At 48.0% G+C, this 16,120-nt stretch carries 13 protein-coding genes; 12 read left to right on the forward strand and 1 reads right to left on the reverse strand.

The genetic code is table 11. The features are described 5' to 3' along the window. Positions 1 to 103: 103 nt before the first annotated feature. From PIL01S_RS19095 to PIL01S_RS19140, 10 genes are all read left to right on the forward strand, one after another. The gene (locus PIL01S_RS19095) at positions 104 to 2,128 is read left to right on the forward strand and encodes a peptidoglycan D,D-transpeptidase FtsI family protein (RefSeq protein WP_127538901.1); all 2,025 of its coding nucleotides are present in this window, start codon (positions 104 to 106) and stop codon (positions 2,126 to 2,128) included. A gap of 879 nt (positions 2,129 to 3,007) precedes the next feature. Continuing rightward, the gene (locus PIL01S_RS19100; protein ID WP_127538902.1) at positions 3,008 to 3,409 is read left to right on the forward strand and encodes a hypothetical protein; all 402 of its coding nucleotides are present in this window, start codon (positions 3,008 to 3,010) and stop codon (positions 3,407 to 3,409) included. Positions 3,410 to 3,710: 301 nt separating this feature from the next. Beyond that, a complete protein-coding gene (locus tag PIL01S_RS19105; RefSeq protein ID WP_127538903.1) occupies positions 3,711 to 5,687 on the forward strand; it encodes a peptidoglycan D,D-transpeptidase FtsI family protein in 1,977 nt (658 codons plus the stop codon). 307 nt (positions 5,688 to 5,994) lie between these two features. Beyond that, the gene (locus tag PIL01S_RS19110) at positions 5,995 to 6,909 is read left to right on the forward strand and encodes a metal ABC transporter solute-binding protein, Zn/Mn family (protein WP_246058481.1); all 915 of its coding nucleotides are present in this window, start codon (positions 5,995 to 5,997) and stop codon (positions 6,907 to 6,909) included. Positions 6,910 to 7,002: 93 nt separating this feature from the next. Continuing rightward, on the forward strand, positions 7,003 to 7,761 hold the full coding sequence (locus tag PIL01S_RS19115) for a metal ABC transporter ATP-binding protein (RefSeq protein ID WP_127539042.1): 759 nt from the start codon (positions 7,003 to 7,005) through the stop codon (positions 7,759 to 7,761). A 2-nt stretch (positions 7,762 to 7,763) separates the two neighbouring features. Continuing rightward, the gene (locus tag PIL01S_RS19120; RefSeq protein WP_127538904.1) at positions 7,764 to 8,723 is read left to right on the forward strand and encodes a metal ABC transporter permease; all 960 of its coding nucleotides are present in this window, start codon (positions 7,764 to 7,766) and stop codon (positions 8,721 to 8,723) included. Beyond that, the gene (locus PIL01S_RS19125; RefSeq protein WP_127538905.1) at positions 8,723 to 9,595 is read left to right on the forward strand and encodes a metal ABC transporter permease; all 873 of its coding nucleotides are present in this window, start codon (positions 8,723 to 8,725) and stop codon (positions 9,593 to 9,595) included. The genes PIL01S_RS19120 and PIL01S_RS19125 overlap by 1 nt, the downstream gene beginning before the upstream one ends. Before the next feature lie 306 nt (positions 9,596 to 9,901). Continuing rightward, complete coding sequence (locus PIL01S_RS19130; protein WP_127538906.1) at positions 9,902 to 10,651, forward strand: Cof-type HAD-IIB family hydrolase; 750 nt, start codon at positions 9,902 to 9,904, stop codon at positions 10,649 to 10,651. 54 nt (positions 10,652 to 10,705) lie between these two features. Then, complete coding sequence (locus PIL01S_RS19135) at positions 10,706 to 11,146, forward strand: DUF456 domain-containing protein (protein ID WP_095292156.1); 441 nt, start codon at positions 10,706 to 10,708, stop codon at positions 11,144 to 11,146. A gap of 60 nt (positions 11,147 to 11,206) precedes the next feature. Continuing rightward, entirely contained in the window at positions 11,207 to 12,835 is a 1,629-nt protein-coding gene (locus PIL01S_RS19140; protein WP_127538907.1) for a putative polysaccharide biosynthesis protein, read from the forward strand. Positions 12,836 to 12,964: 129 nt separating this feature from the next. On the opposite strand, the gene PIL01S_RS19145 is transcribed toward PIL01S_RS19140, so the two are convergent. Continuing rightward, positions 12,965 to 14,236: a DUF2515 family protein gene (locus PIL01S_RS19145; protein ID WP_127538908.1), complete on the reverse strand. Its 1,272-nt coding sequence runs from the start codon at positions 14,234 to 14,236 to the stop codon at positions 12,965 to 12,967. A 118-nt stretch (positions 14,237 to 14,354) separates the two neighbouring features. Here PIL01S_RS19145 and PIL01S_RS19150 point away from each other — a divergent pair, with 118 nt between their 5' ends. After that, complete coding sequence (locus PIL01S_RS19150) at positions 14,355 to 14,699, forward strand: thioredoxin family protein (RefSeq protein WP_127538909.1); 345 nt, start codon at positions 14,355 to 14,357, stop codon at positions 14,697 to 14,699. Positions 14,700 to 14,988: 289 nt separating this feature from the next. Then, positions 14,989 to 15,927, forward strand: coding sequence for a COX15/CtaA family protein (locus PIL01S_RS19155; protein WP_127538910.1), 939 nt, complete (start codon positions 14,989 to 14,991; stop codon positions 15,925 to 15,927). The last annotated feature ends 193 nt before the right edge of the window (positions 15,928 to 16,120 follow it).

Below are 16,120 nucleotides of genomic sequence, written 5' to 3' on the forward strand. Positions count from 1 at the left end.
TACACCGGACAGGGTTCCGGATTATGACGACGTTGCCAGGTTATCATACCGCGGCTGGACTTCTAAGAGCGGTATGCATCAAGTCATGAAAGAGGTAGGATGAATGAACAATCATTCAAAAGAGAAGGATGAACTTACCGACAAACGGCGCTTCAGTTACCGGATGAACGTATTTTTCTTCGCTTCCTTTGTTATTTTTAGCGTTATTATCGTACGGCTGGCGTTTCTGCAATTCGTGGAAGGGCCTGAGCTCAGTCAGGAAGAGGCCAGCAACATTACCAAGGATGTGCCGCTCGCTCCGGTGAGAGGAACCATCTATGATTCAACCGGTGAGGTGAAGCTGGCGTATTCCAAGCCGATTCAGTCTCTATACCTGACGCTCTATAAAAACTATGGTGATGTAAACGGACAACCAAGTCCAAACTTCCCGGAAGCTCAGGATATTGCAACAAGGCTGCATGATGTGTTCGAACAGTACAAAACCAAGGAGTCGGAGTCCCTTACCGTTGATCAGATCATTGAAGCGATGGATCTGAACTCCCGCAAGGCGAATGGCTTCATGCCACGACTTATCAAGAGCGATCTGTCGGAGGAAGAAGTGGCTTATTTCCTTCAGCACAAGGATGAATTCACGGGAATTCAGATTGTTGAAGAAAGTGTGCGATACTATGATCCGGACACCGTGGCTGTTCAGACCATCGGATATTTGAAAAAATTCAAAAGTTCCAAAACATTGGACAAATACCAAGAGATTGATGAGGCCAACAAAACGCAAACGGACCCGGGACTGGTATATACGGAAAACGAGTTTGTCGGGTTCGACGGTCTTGAGCTGCAGTATCAAGATATACTGCGCGGCAAAAGCGGTTATAACTCCGTGGATGTGGATTTGCGGAATTTGCCTGAGGGCGTTGCAGGATCTACTCCACCTGAGAAGGGCTATGACCTGATTACGAGCATCAACAAAAACGTGCAGGTGAAGACAGAGCAGGCGATCCTGGATCAACTGAGCTGGCTGCATACGCACCCGGTTTCTGGTAGACTGCACCCGAATGCTAAGACAGGTTTTGCGGTAGCAATGGAAGTGGACACTGGGAAAATTGTGTCGATCGCCAGTATGCCGGACTACGATACGAACATCTGGAGAACAGGAAGCATCACGAACGAACAATATGATGACATCAAATATGTCTATCAAAATGGTACCATTCGTTCCTTCCCTCCGGATGATTCCAAAAAGCGGGCTGAATCGGTTGTATTGCTTGGTTCCACGATCAAACCTCTGAGTGTATTGATCGGTCTAAAGGAAGGTTTCTTCACTACGAATACCGTATATCCAGACAGGGGTTCTACAACTTTCGGTGGGGATAACCGCAGAGTACAGAACTCTTCCGGTCACGTATACGGTCCGTTGACTCCACATGATGCGATTCGTCACTCTTCCAACGTTTTTATGATCGATGAAATCGGTAAGAAGTTGTACACCCAATATGGTGCCGGAGGGATCGATATATGGGATAAGTACATGAAGCAATTCGGTCTCGGTGTTTCGACTGGAATCGATCTGCCAAACGAATGGCTGGGATACAGAGAATACACGAATGAACAGGAAAGTTCTCTGACTCGTCTTGTGTATGCTTCTTTTGGTCAACAGGGGAAATACACGGCCATGCAGCTTGCCCAATATACAACGATGCTGGCCAACAAGGGTAAACGAATGGAGCCGCAATTGGTAAGTGAGATCCGAGATTCCGAAGGGAATGTCGTAGAGAAAATGAAACCAAAAGTGCTAAGTACGGTCGATTTCAATGACGCTTATTGGAATGAGGTACAACGAGGCATGGCTACGGAGGTTACTGCATTTAGCGGATTCCCTTATGACTTTGCCAGAAAAACAGGAACCTCTACACAGGTAGTCGGCGGAAAATTGGTCGACAACGGGGTATTTATCGCGTATGCGCCGCGGGAAAATCCAAAACTGGCTGTAGCCGTGGTTATCCCCGAAGGGGGCTTCGGTTCCAACAGTGCGGCTCCTGTTGCACGTGCGATCTTTGATGCGTATGACGAGGAGTTCGGTTTGGACGGTGTTCCGAAGAAAGATAAAACGGAAGAAACAGATACACAATAAAACCAGTCGCTCCAAAAACAAGATAGGGAAAATGCATGTATGATCTTGTAAAGTGGCATTGAGAGTAAATCTATTCGACGTCCATTCCAGGAAGTTAATTCCGGGAGAGGACGTCTAATTTTTTTGAAATAGTTTACGATATAAAATAAAAATATGCGACGAGAGGATAAAAATGGTAGAATAGTCCTTGCTTAGCATAGATTTATCGAGAAAATACGGCTAATAACGGCTGAGATGCCGGTCCAGCGTTTGATACAATTGCAGGATAGTCTTGCCTCTGAAATCAATAGCTTATGGTATCTGATCCGGATTTATATACATACAGAGTTCTGGGGGCGAATAATGAGAACGTTTTTTGGAGTGCTTTTTATAATTATAGCGGTACCAATATTACTTCTATTTTTAGCTTTGTTGACCCGAGTACAGAAAGGATATGATCTGTTTATCGTGATAACGGTCTTCCTCTTACCGGGGATTATATTGATGTGGGCTGGCATTAAAAACCTCAATAGTAGGCCCAAGATATCGTATTCCGTTCCTCCTTATCGTCCAGACAATCATGTGGGAAACGATGGAGGGAGCGACCATCTACATCAGTCGGATTCGGTTATTAAACCTAACGTTTTCCGACAGAACATCAACGTAATTAATGGTCATCGAGACCAGCAGGTTGGAATTAATTTAGACCCTGATTTTAATACATACAACAATAGTTCACCTGAGAATGAACACAGGCAGGAACCACAACGTCCCAAGGGTCCTGTGTCAGTTGAATGTTCCGGGTGCGGAGCAAAGGTCAAGGTTCAAGGAATGATGTCTGCTGACTGCGAATATTGTGGCACGACTGTTCAAATTTCGTAACTCAGAAGGGGAATTTCAATGAGAAAAATGTTGGCTAGCATCCTTTTTCTATTATCATGTCTGCCCGTTTATTCTCTCTCTGTTCATACAGCCCTGGAGGGAGGTTGGGAAATCCCAGTTGCTATTTTCTTTCATTTTATACCAGCAACTGCTTTGTTGTATGTTGTATTCAGATTGTTCAAGGGATATCCGTTATTTGATCGAGGACACCGTTCCGGTTCTACAAACCACAAGTCTAGTGAAGAGCATGCCTCAATGGTAGACGAGAGAGAGTGTCGTCAGGAAAAAGAACAAGGGGAACCTGAGCAAAAGGAAGAGAAGAAGCTGCAGATTTCTTGTTCTGGTTGTGGTGCAAAGATACACGTTTCCATTCATTCCACATCTCCATGTGAATATTGTGGAACTATGGTACATGCTTAATAATTGGGGCAAGGAACAAAGTAGACAACCATAGAATTTATAATCGGCAATTTCTTCCTTGAGGAAGGGTTGCCGATATTTTTTTGTGATTTTGTTGATAAATGCAGTCTTGATCCTGAAACCAATTTGCTAAATTGTCACTTGCATATGTTTAAGATGACTCATGTTTACGAAAATGTAACCAAATTTTGGGGGACATGGAAGTCAACCTTTGATAGACTTATATAGGGAAAATATCTGAGCTGTACGTTAATGATTTAGACTGTTAACCATTATTGATATAGAACGGAGAGGCTTATACATGTTTAACCGATGGAGGAGCAAGAAAGCATCCGATGAAGACAAAACTGTCAACAAGCCGTCCGCAGCAAGAATAAACCTGTTCTTTTTCGCTGCATTTGTCATCTTCAGTATTCTTATTTTTCGATTAGCCTTTGTGCAGTTTGTCGAGGGACCTGAATTGACGTATATGGAAACGACACGTAATACAAAAGACATTCCGCTGGCACCTGTGCGTGGACCGATCTATGATGCCACGGGAAAAGTGGCGTTAGCATATTCCGAGCCTGTACAGTCTCTGTATGTATTATTGTATGAGGACTATAGTAACGGTTCCCGGCAGGAAGAAGCTCAAAAACTCGCAGATGATCTGGCTGCAGTGTTCAAAAAGTTTAATCCTGGTGATAAGAAACAGCCGGATGCTGAGGAGATCATGAAACGCCTCGATCTGGATTACCAGAAGACACATGGGTACACACCAAGGTTGGTGAAATCCGATCTGAATACGAAAGAAATCGCTTATTTCATGGAAAAAAAGGCTGAATATCCAGGGGCTATGGTGCTGGAGGAAAATGTGAGAAAGTATGACCCTGATAGGGTTGCTGTCCAGGTCATTGGCTACACTAGAGAGTTCAAGGGGCAACAAAATAACTTGGATAAATATAAAGAAATTAGTAAGTCACTGGCCACGGAAAGAGACCCGGGCCTTCGCTATACTCAGCAAGAAATGGTTGGGGTAGGTGGGCTGGAGTTTCAATATCAGGAGGAACTTCGTGGAAGAAGTGGCTATCAATCTATCGATATTAATGCACGTAATCTTCCTGAAGGAACAATCATGCAGACTCCGCCGGAGAAAGGCTACAGCCTAGTCTCCACAATCAACAAGGAAATTCAGTTGGCAGCTCAGGAAGCGATTACAGATGAACTGCGCAAGCTGCCTAAAGCCATTACGGGGTATGCAGTGGCGATGGAAGTAGATACCGGAAATGTTGTGGCCATGGCGAGCATGCCGGACTATGATCCGAATGATTGGGATTATGAGAAGATCAAATACGTCTACCGTAATGGGACGATCGCTTCCTTCCCGCCGAATGATTCAAAGCCTAGGCATGCCGAATCCGTGGTATTGCTAGGTTCCGTCATTAAGCCTCTTAGTGTGCTTATCGGTCTGAAAGAAGGCTTGTTTACAGCAGGACAGACCTATCACGATCAGGGATATGCCATTCTGGGGAAAGACGGGCGGCAGGTGAGAAACTCCCACTCTGCTTATAATGGTCATATCACGGCAAGACGCGCCATAGAGAAGTCTTCCAATGCGTTTATGATTGATATGGTAGGCAAACGTTTGCTGAATAAATATGGCTCAGACAAAGGGATAGATAAATGGGACGAATATATGAAAGATTTCGGCTTGGGGGTCTCTACAGGCGTGGATCTGCCAGGTGAGTACCTGGGCACACTTGAATATAAAGATAAAGACGAATCAGCATTGACACGTCTGGCGTTTGCCTCATTTGGTCAACAAGCAAAATACACGACGCTTCAGCTCGCACAATATACTACGATGCTTGCCAATAAGGGCAAACGGATGGAGCCTCATTTGGTGAAAGAAATTCGTGACGCAGAAGGCAATGTCGTTAAAAAAATTAAACCTAAAGTTTTAAACGAAGTGGATTTTGCGGATGCATACTGGAATGAAGTACACCGCGGCATGGTCACCAAAGTAAGCTCGTTTGACGGATTCCCTTATGACTATGCCCGTAAAACAGGTACGTCCGAGCAGGGAACCGGACCGAATAAGAAGGAGAACGGTGTGTTTATCGCATTTGCACCGCGTGAGAATCCAAAACTGGCCATCGCAGTTGTTGTACCGGAAGGCGGATTCGGGTCTGTCAGTGCGTCGCCAATTGCACGCAAAATCTTCGATGCATACGATGAGGTGTACGGTCTGGACGGGACGCCAAAAGGGAAAAAGGGTCAGGAGAAGGACAAAGAGTAAAACAAGATTTTTGAGAAGAGGTACCAAAGTAACGGAGATTAACCCATGTGCAGTGGGGTATTCCATATCACGATCCTGCAAAACAGCCAGTGAAAAGGCTGATATACGCAACCGGACAGGCAAGGGAAATTAGCCCTTGCCTTTTTATTTTTCATCGGCTAAAATTTGCACAAGGGAAACATTATTAGTCGTGTATAAATTTTAATACCTTGTACAACAAAATTAGATGCGGACAATTATGTTAGGAGAGGGAAAGGAGAGGTTCGAGTTGTTAATGGTGAAAATGAGGAGTATTCAAAGAGGGCTCATGACGCTGTCAGCCCTGGTGTTGATTGTGGTTTTGACCGCTTGTTCCAGCTCAGCCGAATCGGGAAACACAGAAGGGAAGATGCAGGTTACAGCAACCACAGGCATGATTGCAGATGTAGCACGTGAGATCGGAGGGGCATACGTTGACGTTACCGGGCTAATGGGTCCAGGCGTAGACCCCCATCTGTATAAGGCTTCGCAAGGGGATATCCGCAAGCTGGAGCAAGCTGAAGTCATTTTTTATAACGGGCTGCACTTGGAAGGGAAAATGACTGATATTTTGGAGAAGATGTCCAAGAGCAAAACAGTAACTGCCGTAACAGACGGCATCCCAGTAGATGAATTGCATTCGGGTCAGGAAACCGGAGGTACGGAATATGATCCACATGTCTGGTTTGATGTGAGCCATTGGATGCATGCGGCAGAAGCCGTGCGCGATACACTTGTGGAGGCAGATCCGGATCATGCTGAGGCGTATCAGGCTCAAGCTGAAACGTATTTGGCAAAGCTCGAGGAGCTGGATAACGAAGTGCGCACAAAAATTCAGGAGATCCCTGAAGCGAGCCGGGTGCTTGTTACCGCGCACGATGCTTTTGGATATTTTGGTGAAGCCTACGGCATGAAAGTGATGGGACTTCAAGGTATCAGCACAGCAGCCGAATATGGTGCGAAGGATGTCAGTGAACTGCGGGATTACCTCGTGGATAACAATATTAAGGCGGTATTTGTGGAATCGAGTGTACCAGCCAAAGCGATGGAAGCCATTATTGCCGGAGCCGCCGAAAAAGGACATACGGTCAGCATTGGCGGGGAACTGTTCTCGGATGCCATGGGTGCTGAAGGAACAGAAGAAGGTACTTACATTGGCATGATCCGTCACAATACCGAGACGATTGTAGAGGCATTGAAATAATGATTTTATCCAGAGAGGAGTGGAAGCAGCATGAGCAAGACAACGTTATCTGATAACATGCTTACATCCCAGCATCCGAATGAATTGCAGGGAATGAAGCCTACAATGGCCCCTCTTAGTGTACGGGATCTGGCTGTAGCCTATCATAAAAAGCCAGTTCTCAGCGGGGTTTCCTTTGATATACCCGAAGGCCAGTTGATTGGGATTCTCGGTCCGAACGGGGCCGGGAAGTCCACCCTGATCAAGGCTGTACTCGGACTGGTACCGAAAATGCACGGTGAGGTGCGGATTTTTGGTCAGTCCTACCGTGAGCAGCGGCGCCGGATCGGCTACGTTCCCCAGCGGGAATCGGTCGATTGGGATTTCCCAACCCATGCACTGGATGTGGTGATGATGGGCAGGTATGGTCATCTGGGCTGGTTCCGCCGTCCAGGCAAGAAGGAACGGGATCTGGCTGCACACTGCCTTGAGCAAGTGGGTATGGGAGACTATATGCATCGCCAGATTAGCCAGCTGTCAGGCGGACAGCAGCAGCGAGTCTTTTTGGCTCGTGCGCTGGTTCAGGATGCGGACCTGTATTTCATGGATGAACCGTTTGCAGGCGTGGATGCGACAACGGAAAAGGCCATCATTTCCCTTTTGGAACAGTTGAAAAAGCAAGGGAAGACGGTACTCGTTGTTCATCACGATCTTGCGACGGTGGAGGAATATTTTGATCATGTGCTGCTGCTCAATGGGCGACTGGTTGCTGGCGGGCCGACAAGCGAAGTGTTTGTACCGGATACGCTGCAGGAAACTTACGGAGGCCGGATTGCAATGATCGGAAGCCGGACGGAGAAGGGCCAGGTGTAGTAATGGGGAACTGGATCCTTTCCATTCTGTCTGACCCCAACACACGCTGGATTTTGCTTGGCTGTTTGTTGCTCGGGTTCAGCAGTGGCATTATTGGTTCATTTACATTTTTGCGCCGCCAAAGTTTGATGGGCGATACACTGGCACATGCGGCATTGCCAGGGATTTGTATTGCTTTTATGTTGACGGAAACCAAGTCCGTAGGTCTCTTTCTGTTTGGTGCACTCGCTGCAGGAATCATTGCGACCTTCGGGATATCCTGGATTACCCGATATTCACGGATTAAGCAGGATGCAGCGATGGGGATTGTGCTGACGGTATTTTTCGGCATCGGTGTAGTCATGCTGACCCGTATCCAGCATGGTGCCAGCGGAAGCCAAAGTGGGCTCGATAAATATTTGTTTGGTCAGGCGGCCTCCATGGTGATGACCGATGTATACGTCATGGGCGGTGTCTGTCTCGTTTTACTCATTGCCTGTCTGCTCTGGTTCAAGGAATTCAAGCTGGTGAGCTTCGATCCGGGATTTGCACGGGGCATGGGTCTGCCTGTTGCGGTGCTTGAACAGCTGATTTTGCTGCTGACAGTCATCGCGGTTGTAGCGGGAATTCAGGCAGTCGGAGTTGTTCTTGTTGCTGCCTTGCTTGTGACTCCTGCGGCAGCAGCGCGCTGCTGGACGGATTCACTTGCACTTATGGTGCTGCTCGCAGGCATATTTGGTGCTCTGAGTGGTGCCACGGGCACCATCTTCAGCACGCTCGTTCCTAATCTGCCGACAGGACCCGTGACGGTCCTTGCGGCTACGGTACTGTTTGCCGGCTCGGCGCTGCTTGCTCCGCGTCGGGGGTTACTGGCTCGCCGTTTGCGAAGCATGCAGGCCAAATCGGCTTATCTTCGAGAAGAGCGTGCAACACTTCAGACACTTTCCGCCCAAGGAACACAGCAGGAACGGGGGGAGCTATAATGGCTACATTTTGGATCATATTAACGGCTGTATTGGTTTCGTCCGCATGTGCCATTCTCGGATGTTTCCTTATCTTGCGGCGAATGGCACTGGTTGGGGATGCCATCAGCCATGCCGTGCTTCCCGGGATTGCCATTGCTTTTCTGTGGAGCGGTTCCAGGGATTCATTATGGATGCTGCTCGGGGCCACTATTTTCGGCCTGTTAACAGTTTTTCTCATTCAAAGCCTGCAGGCCGGAGGACTGTCTTCCGATGCGTCCATTGGCATTGTATTTACGGCACTGTTTGCTGTCGGTGTTATTCTGATCAGTCTGAATGCCCAGCATATTGATCTGGACCTGGACTGTGTGCTCTTTGGTGAGATTGCCTACGTTCAGTGGGATACGTTAACACTTGGGGGTACGGATGTCGGGCCAAGGGCCGTCTGGATGCTGGGTATTACGCTCTTGGTCATCCTGATTGTTATCGGATTGTTCTATAAACAGTTCAAATTGTGCGCCTTCGATCCGGCGCTGGCAGCTGCCTGCGGTATTCCGGTCGTATTGTTCCATTACCTGCTCATGGGGCTTGTATCCATGACGTCCGTGGCTTCCTTTGAAAGTGTGGGGTCCATCCTCGTGGTGGGCATGTTGATTGTTCCCGCGGCGACAGCTTATCTGCTCACGGATCGATTGGGAAAAATGATTTTGTACAGCGTACTGGTGGGGGCTGCTTCCTCTGTTGGGGGATATATGATGGCATATGCATTGGATGCTTCCATTGCAGGCTGCATGGTGGCGGTAGCTGGAATTCTGTTTGTTTTGGCACTCTTGCTCTCTCCGAAACATGGCATTATCCTCCGCTACGCTCGTCGTAAATTCGCGACACGTTAGAACTAGATAACAACCGTCTGCATACGCAGGCGGTTTTTGCTGTTTGGGATGTGTGATATCGGGTATGACATCCATATAGATGAGGATTTCCCTCGATCTGCTCCAGCACATAAGTGCATATGATCTTGTCTGCCTTCATATCGTTATTTGGATTGACCGTTATTTTGTTGCATCTGGATGATCTGTGGTAAAATGGCGTTAGCTGTGACGTCCGGAGCGTCCGCCTCCTGCGGATACCGGGCGGTCTTTTTGTGAGAGAATAGTTGGATAGAGAGAAGTAGAGAGACAACCGAGGAGGAATACTGCATGAGTGAACTTAAATACAAATTGCTGGCGCTGGATATGGACGGGACATTGCTCAACGATAACCATGAAATTACCCAGGAAACCGCTAAGTGGATACAGATCGCCATCCGGCGCGGGGTGCATGTGTGCCTTTCCACAGGAAGAGCTGTATTCCATGCGATGCCGTACGCGGTACAGCTTGGACTGGAAACGCCGATGGTCACGGTGAATGGCAGTGAAGTCTGGAAAGCTCCACATGACCTGCACATTCGTCATCTGATGGACCCGGCCCTGATCCGTACCATGCAGGAAATTGGCGAGAAATATAACAGCTGGTATTGGGCATATTCCGTAGAGGAGCTGTTCAACCGTGAGCGTTGGACAGAAAATATTGAAGATCTGGAATGGCTGAAGTTTGGTTTCAATACGGAAGATGATGAAGTTCGTCATCAGATCATGATGGAACTGCAGCAGCTGGGAGGCCTTCAAATGACGAATTCCTCACCAGTTAATATCGAGATTAACCCGGCTGGCATTTCAAAAGCGAGTGGCGTGGCTGAGGTCTGCAAACTGCTGGGCATAGAAATGTCCGAAGTCGTCGCAGTGGGAGACAGCCTGAACGATCTGGCCGTAATCGAGGCGGTAGGTCTGGGTGTTGCCATGGGGAACGCACAGGACCAAGTGAAGGAAGCCGCTGATCTGATTGTGGCGAGCAACAATGAAGATGGAATCGTGGAAGTCATTCGTGAACACATTTTGAAGGGGGAATAACCTTTGCTTGCAACCGTTGGCTGGATTTTAATTGTGCTTTTGTTTGCAGTGGGAATGGCCGGAACGGTATACCCGATACTGCCTGGAGCTATAGCGATCTTTTTCGCGTTTCTGGTCTATGGCTGGTTCTTCAGCTTCGATCCGTTTGGTGTATGGTTCTGGATTTTCCAGATTCTAATCGTGGTGGTCCTGTTCGTAGCGGATTATGTGGTTAGTGCATGGGGGGTCAAGAAGTTCGGAGGCTCCAAGCTATCTACAACCCTGAGTACGATTGGTGTCATTATTGGTCCATTTGTCATCCCTGCATTCGGGTTGGTATTGGGACCGTTTATCGGTGCATTTATCGGGGAATTAATCGGCGGATCATCACCTTCCAAGGCTACAAAGGTCGGGTTCGGTTCCGTCGTTGGTCTGTTTACCAGTACGGTAATGAAAATTATTTTGCAAATCGTCATGATTGTTCTGTTTATTATCTGGGTAGCAAGATTCGCATAGACGTTCGGGATGGGCTTCAACCAGATGCACGTCCGTGTGGGGGAAAGAAGGGGAATTAGTTTGTCTAAGAAGGAAACATTCATTAAGGGTACGCTCATCCTGGCGGCCGCTGCACTCATTGCCAGAGTACTTGGTCTTGTGCAGCGGGTACCGCTGGAGCATATCCTTGGCGATATCGGTAACGCATCGTTTACCATCTCCAATACGGTATACTTAATGCTGTTAACCGTCGCAACGGCGGGAATTCCCAGCACGCTCAGCAAGATGGTGTCTGAACGCTACGCGCTGGGGCGCGCAGGAGAAGCACAGCAAATTTATAAGGCTGCCTTGATTTTTGCTGCGGTAGCCGGGGTTGTCATGTCAGCCTTACTGTGGTTTGCAGCGCCTTATTATGCAACGTATGTATCCAAGGTACCGGAGGCTGTTAGTGCGATTCGGGCCCTGGCTCCGGCACTGCTGCTCTTCCCGGCTATTGCCATGATGCGTGGTTACTTCCAGGGACGCGGCAATATGACGGCAGGCGGTATATCTCAGATCGTAGAGCAGTTTGCCCGGGTTGGTACAGCCATTATCGTGGCATATGTTATGCTGCAATGGAATTATGATGACAGAACGATTGCTGCAGGAGCTTCATTCGGTGGGGTGCTAGGAAGTATCGGTGCCTTTGCCGTCATGCTCTACTTCACCTTGAAGCTGCGCCGTAGTGATCGTGCAGCCCAGCTGGAGGTTGTTCGTGCAGAGCAGCTGCCAATGCGAGGGATATACAGTGATATCTTCAAACTGTCGATTCCCATAGTGTTATCGTCCCTTGCGGTTCCGGCGATTAACTTTATCGATTCATCACTTGTGGTTCCGCTGCTCAGCGGTCGTATTGGTTTGGAAGAGGCAACAGGGGTGCTGGCGATCCTCGGTGCGAAGGCGCAAAGTATTGCGGGAATCCCGCCGATTCTGGCCATTGCGCTTAGCCAATCGCTCGTGCCTGTCATTTCGGCAGCCTTTGCACGCAAAGATGAAGCCCATCTCCAGAATCAAATTACGCTGGCCATGCGCATTTCGATTTTGACAGGGATGCCGATCGTCATTGCCCTTTGTGCGGCAGCCTATTCGGTGAATGGATTACTGTTCAGTACGCCAGATGGGACTCCCATCATTACCTTGCTGACCTTCGGTACCATTTTCCAAATTACGATGATGACAACCAACTCCATTCTGCTTGGAGTTGGTAAACCGCGGATTACAATGATCAGTGTAGCTGCAGGGATTATCGTTAAATTTGTAGCAAGTTTGATTCTGGCTCCGATATTCGGCATCTATGGGATCATTATTGCAACAGCATTATGTTTCCTGGTGATTACGTATCTGAACCTGCGAGTACTGAGAAAAATCGTAACCTTCTCGATCATGGGTGAACGCTGGGTTGGCTTCGTGGTAACTGTCCTGCTTGCTGCAGGTATTGGTTTCGGTGCAAACTGGGCTGGCAATTGGCTCTTTGGTTTATTCCTGCCAGCACGTGTATCCTTCCTCATGACCTGCCTGGTTGTCGGTGCGCTCGTTGTGGTCGTATACCTGGTCATGCTTGTCATTCTTCGCGTATTGCGCAGAGATGAACTTGGCAGCTATCCGCGTATTTTGCAAAAGGTACTGCGGCCGCTCATGCGTCTTCAGCGTGGTACGGGTCAGCGGGCATAGGTTGATGCTAAACATTTAAAAAATAAGTACAAGCTCTGTCTGCTGCTTAAGTGGGCAGGGCTTTTTATTTTGAAATCGTACAAGATGAACTGCTGACAGCCGATTCGAGAAAACCGTACTCTAGGTCACTTAATGCAGCAATGTCTTGGCATCATGGGCAACGGCCGTTTTGAGCATCCCATATCGGTGTTCATGGCTCATTTCAAATAACCAGGGACGACGCGGTGCACTGAGGTGTCCAAGACTATCCCGATTTTGCAGCCAGTCCTGTCTGGTGATCGGTTCATAAGGCGTGTCTTTCCATACGGCGAGCAGCTCTGGACTGTATAATCGCCCACCTTCTGGCATCCATTCGTGTTCCAGCAGTTCCTGAGTATAGAATTTCGAGTCTGCTGCCCCCTCCAAGCTCGTTGTGAATAGACCCGGCCAATATTCGGCACGTGAGCCTCTGTGGGGAACCGAACGGGCAAACTCTAACACTTGTGTGTACACTTGCTCAATGCCAAACAGCATGGCGTACAGGCTTTTGCCAAACATGATTCGCTCATCCAGCTTGCCAAAATGTTCGATTACCCTCCCGGCGAGTCCTTTTCCGCGCCCAAGGGGAAACACAATATGATTAAGCCCGGCGAGGTTGTGCAGGTGAAATGCAGGCTTGGAGAGTACTTCTTTTTGAAAATAAGGATGCTGTACGACCCGGCTCTCAATATAGTTCTGCTCATTAATAATTAACGCCACACTAAGCAGGGAGCTGCATCGTTCCAACCAGAACCGCTCCCAGATGGGTGTCATGAACGCCGATACGTGAAAATGGGATAGCAGGTGAAAGCAGCTTCGCCCGATTCGCCTGCTGTTCATGTAGAGCAGAAGCTGAGGATAGGCATCCTGGAAAATGAGTGCATTACAACGTTCAAGCAACCGATACATATGTTCCCGATCCGTCTGGTTTTGCAGATTATGCATAAGGTTGCTCTGCAGATCGGTCATATGATAACCACCATTGCGGGAAACCATGTGGGCAAGCAAGGCCCAATGCAGTTCGGGATATTGGTCATAACATGCCAAATAGGCTGCTGTACGCGTGATATTGCTTCGATTATTTTCTACCGTTAGCGTTTTAATTTCTTCCAGAATGATGCAATCCTCTTCACATAATGGGGCGCTTTTGGCATGTCGGGTAGAAGCCGTCTCCGTAACGGGTAACAGCCGTTCAATCTCCCCCTTCAGCGTCTCAGCCATTTCAGCTTCCCAAGCCAAATCTCGTGAAGGATGACGAAGCTGCGCTGAAGCCTTCCAAGCGGCCTGTTTACCACGCCATACTTCTTTGGCGGCTCCAGGAATGGAACGAACAATACGAAAGAGCGAATCAGGGGATACAGCATCGTTTCGGGTGGAAGTCATCGCCTGTCATCCTTTCATCAGGGTTGGTTTTAAAATAAGTATGTGCTGAATATTTGACTTCCACTCGGCAATTTGCTTCACTAAGGATAAGACAAGGTACAGAAAGGAAGATGTTGTCATGGAACAGATTACATCCAAACCTGCATTTGATGTGGCCATTCAATCTCCTCGGCTTACCGTAGCGGTATTTAAGGCAGATTGGTGCGGAGACTGCAAGTACATTGATCCGTTTATGCCTGAGGTCGAGGAAAAATTTGCTCGCGATTTGACACTGGTTGAGGTCGATGTAGATCAGGTGGGCACCGTTAGTGAGGAACAAAATATTTTGGGTATTCCAAGCTTTGTTGCATACACTGATGGTCGCGAACTTGTTCGCTACGTGAACAAACTTCGCAAGTCGAGAGAAGAGATTGAACAATTTTTGCAGCGTGCGGTTGAAGTGTACAATACGATTCATAAATAAAGGAAGGCACGGGCGAATTCGTCTGTGAATTCTAATTGGCGCCGTTTCTCTTGAAAAGAGGAAATGGCGTTTTTATTTTTTGCTTTTTCAGGGGACAATAAAAAGGTACATATAAGGGATGACTTGTTGGTCATTCTGTCGACAGACGTTAACATTTTGTCACAAAGCGAGGCGTCAATGACACTTTTATCCGGTATAATGAATTTAGTTGTGAAATAAGTGTCAAAGTATCGAAACAAGCGGAGAGATCGTTCTTCGCCATCTTAAACCAACAGCGGGTGAGAAAAAATTGAAGCACTTAACCTTGTTTAAATGGTTAACCGTATTAACTTGTCTTGTTATGTTCCTGGCTACGTTCGGCGGTGGGGTCGTTACCAAGACGGAATCCGGACTGGGGTGCGGCACGGAGTGGCCTTTATGTAACGGTAAACTCGTTCCTGCACATACTGTAGCCTCACTGATTGAATATTCGCATCGCGCGGTAAGCGCATTGGCTGGATTGCTTTCTGTTGCCTCTTTTGTTGCATTTCTACGATATGGCAAATCACGTCGTGATCTGCAGTTGTTTTCATTCTTAACGTTGATCTTTGTCATTATCCAGGGGATTATGGGGGCTTTTGCCGTCGTCTTCTCCCAATCATCGGCGGTCATGGCGCTGCACTTCGGTTTTGCCCTGATTGCCTTTGCCAGTTCCCTGATGATGGCTCTCGGTATTAGGCAGGAGGCTCGTCATGGTGGTCTTGAAAGGTTGAACAAATACCCGCGGGTCAGCAAAAACTTCCGCAACCTGGTATGGTTCTCAACCATCTACACGTATCTTGTGGTATACACAGGGGCCTTTGTAAGTCATACAGACTCAGCTGGGGGCTGCTCAGGCTTCCCGCTCTGTAACGGACAGATTATACCTGAACTGTCTGGTGGCGTGGCCGTAGCGTTTGCTCACCGTGTAGCCGCTGCTTCCCTTGTTATTGTGATTGCGATCCTGGGGCATTATGCATATCGCAAACATCCGGATAACACGGAACTTCGGGCATTGGGCGTCGTATCTGTGGTGCTCATTCTGCTCCAAGTCCTGATCGGTTTTGGCATGATGCTTACCATCAGCCGTCCGGAAGTGTACATGTTCGTGGCTCTGGCTCATATGCTTGATATCGCCATATTGTTCGGGATATTAACCTATATGAGTTTCCTGGTGTACAAGCTTCATCGGCCGGCTGATCGGTTCTAGAATTTCACTCGAAAGTCAGTCGTTCTGGTTTCCAAATTGCCAAGTCCATCATCCAATGATGCACATCATTGGACAGGTGGACTTTGTTTGATGTCAGGCGGGTCAGGGCACCCTAAGTTTGCAGCGACCACACGTTTACTCTGATTCCGATTAGGTTTAATATTATAAATCATCTTATTGATCAGCAGAGTGG

It is taken from the genome of Paenibacillus illinoisensis NBRC 15959 (assembly GCF_004000925.1).
In the GTDB taxonomy this organism is placed as follows: domain Bacteria; phylum Bacillota; class Bacilli; order Paenibacillales; family Paenibacillaceae; genus Paenibacillus; species Paenibacillus illinoisensis.

Excerpts from the sequence above, each read along its gene's own strand:
- PIL01S_RS19095 (WP_127538901.1), top strand. The coding sequence starts at position 104 with ATGAACAATCATTCAAAAGAGAAGGATGAACTTACCGACAAACGGCGC.
- PIL01S_RS19100 (WP_127538902.1), top strand. The coding sequence starts at position 3,008 with ATGAGAAAAATGTTGGCTAGCATCCTTTTTCTATTATCATGTCTGCCC.
- PIL01S_RS19105 (WP_127538903.1), top strand. The coding sequence starts at position 3,711 with ATGTTTAACCGATGGAGGAGCAAGAAAGCATCCGATGAAGACAAAACT.
- PIL01S_RS19110 (WP_246058481.1), top strand. The coding sequence starts at position 5,995 with ATGACGCTGTCAGCCCTGGTGTTGATTGTGGTTTTGACCGCTTGTTCC.
- PIL01S_RS19115 (WP_127539042.1), top strand. The coding sequence starts at position 7,003 with ATGAAGCCTACAATGGCCCCTCTTAGTGTACGGGATCTGGCTGTAGCC.
- PIL01S_RS19120 (WP_127538904.1), top strand. The coding sequence starts at position 7,764 with ATGGGGAACTGGATCCTTTCCATTCTGTCTGACCCCAACACACGCTGG.
- PIL01S_RS19125 (WP_127538905.1), top strand. The coding sequence starts at position 8,723 with ATGGCTACATTTTGGATCATATTAACGGCTGTATTGGTTTCGTCCGCA.
- PIL01S_RS19130 (WP_127538906.1), top strand. The coding sequence starts at position 9,902 with ATGAGTGAACTTAAATACAAATTGCTGGCGCTGGATATGGACGGGACA.
- PIL01S_RS19135 (WP_095292156.1), top strand. The coding sequence starts at position 10,706 with ATGGCCGGAACGGTATACCCGATACTGCCTGGAGCTATAGCGATCTTT.
- PIL01S_RS19145 (WP_127538908.1), bottom strand. The coding sequence starts at position 14,236 with ATGACTTCCACCCGAAACGATGCTGTATCCCCTGATTCGCTCTTTCGT.
- PIL01S_RS19150 (WP_127538909.1), top strand. The coding sequence starts at position 14,355 with ATGGAACAGATTACATCCAAACCTGCATTTGATGTGGCCATTCAATCT.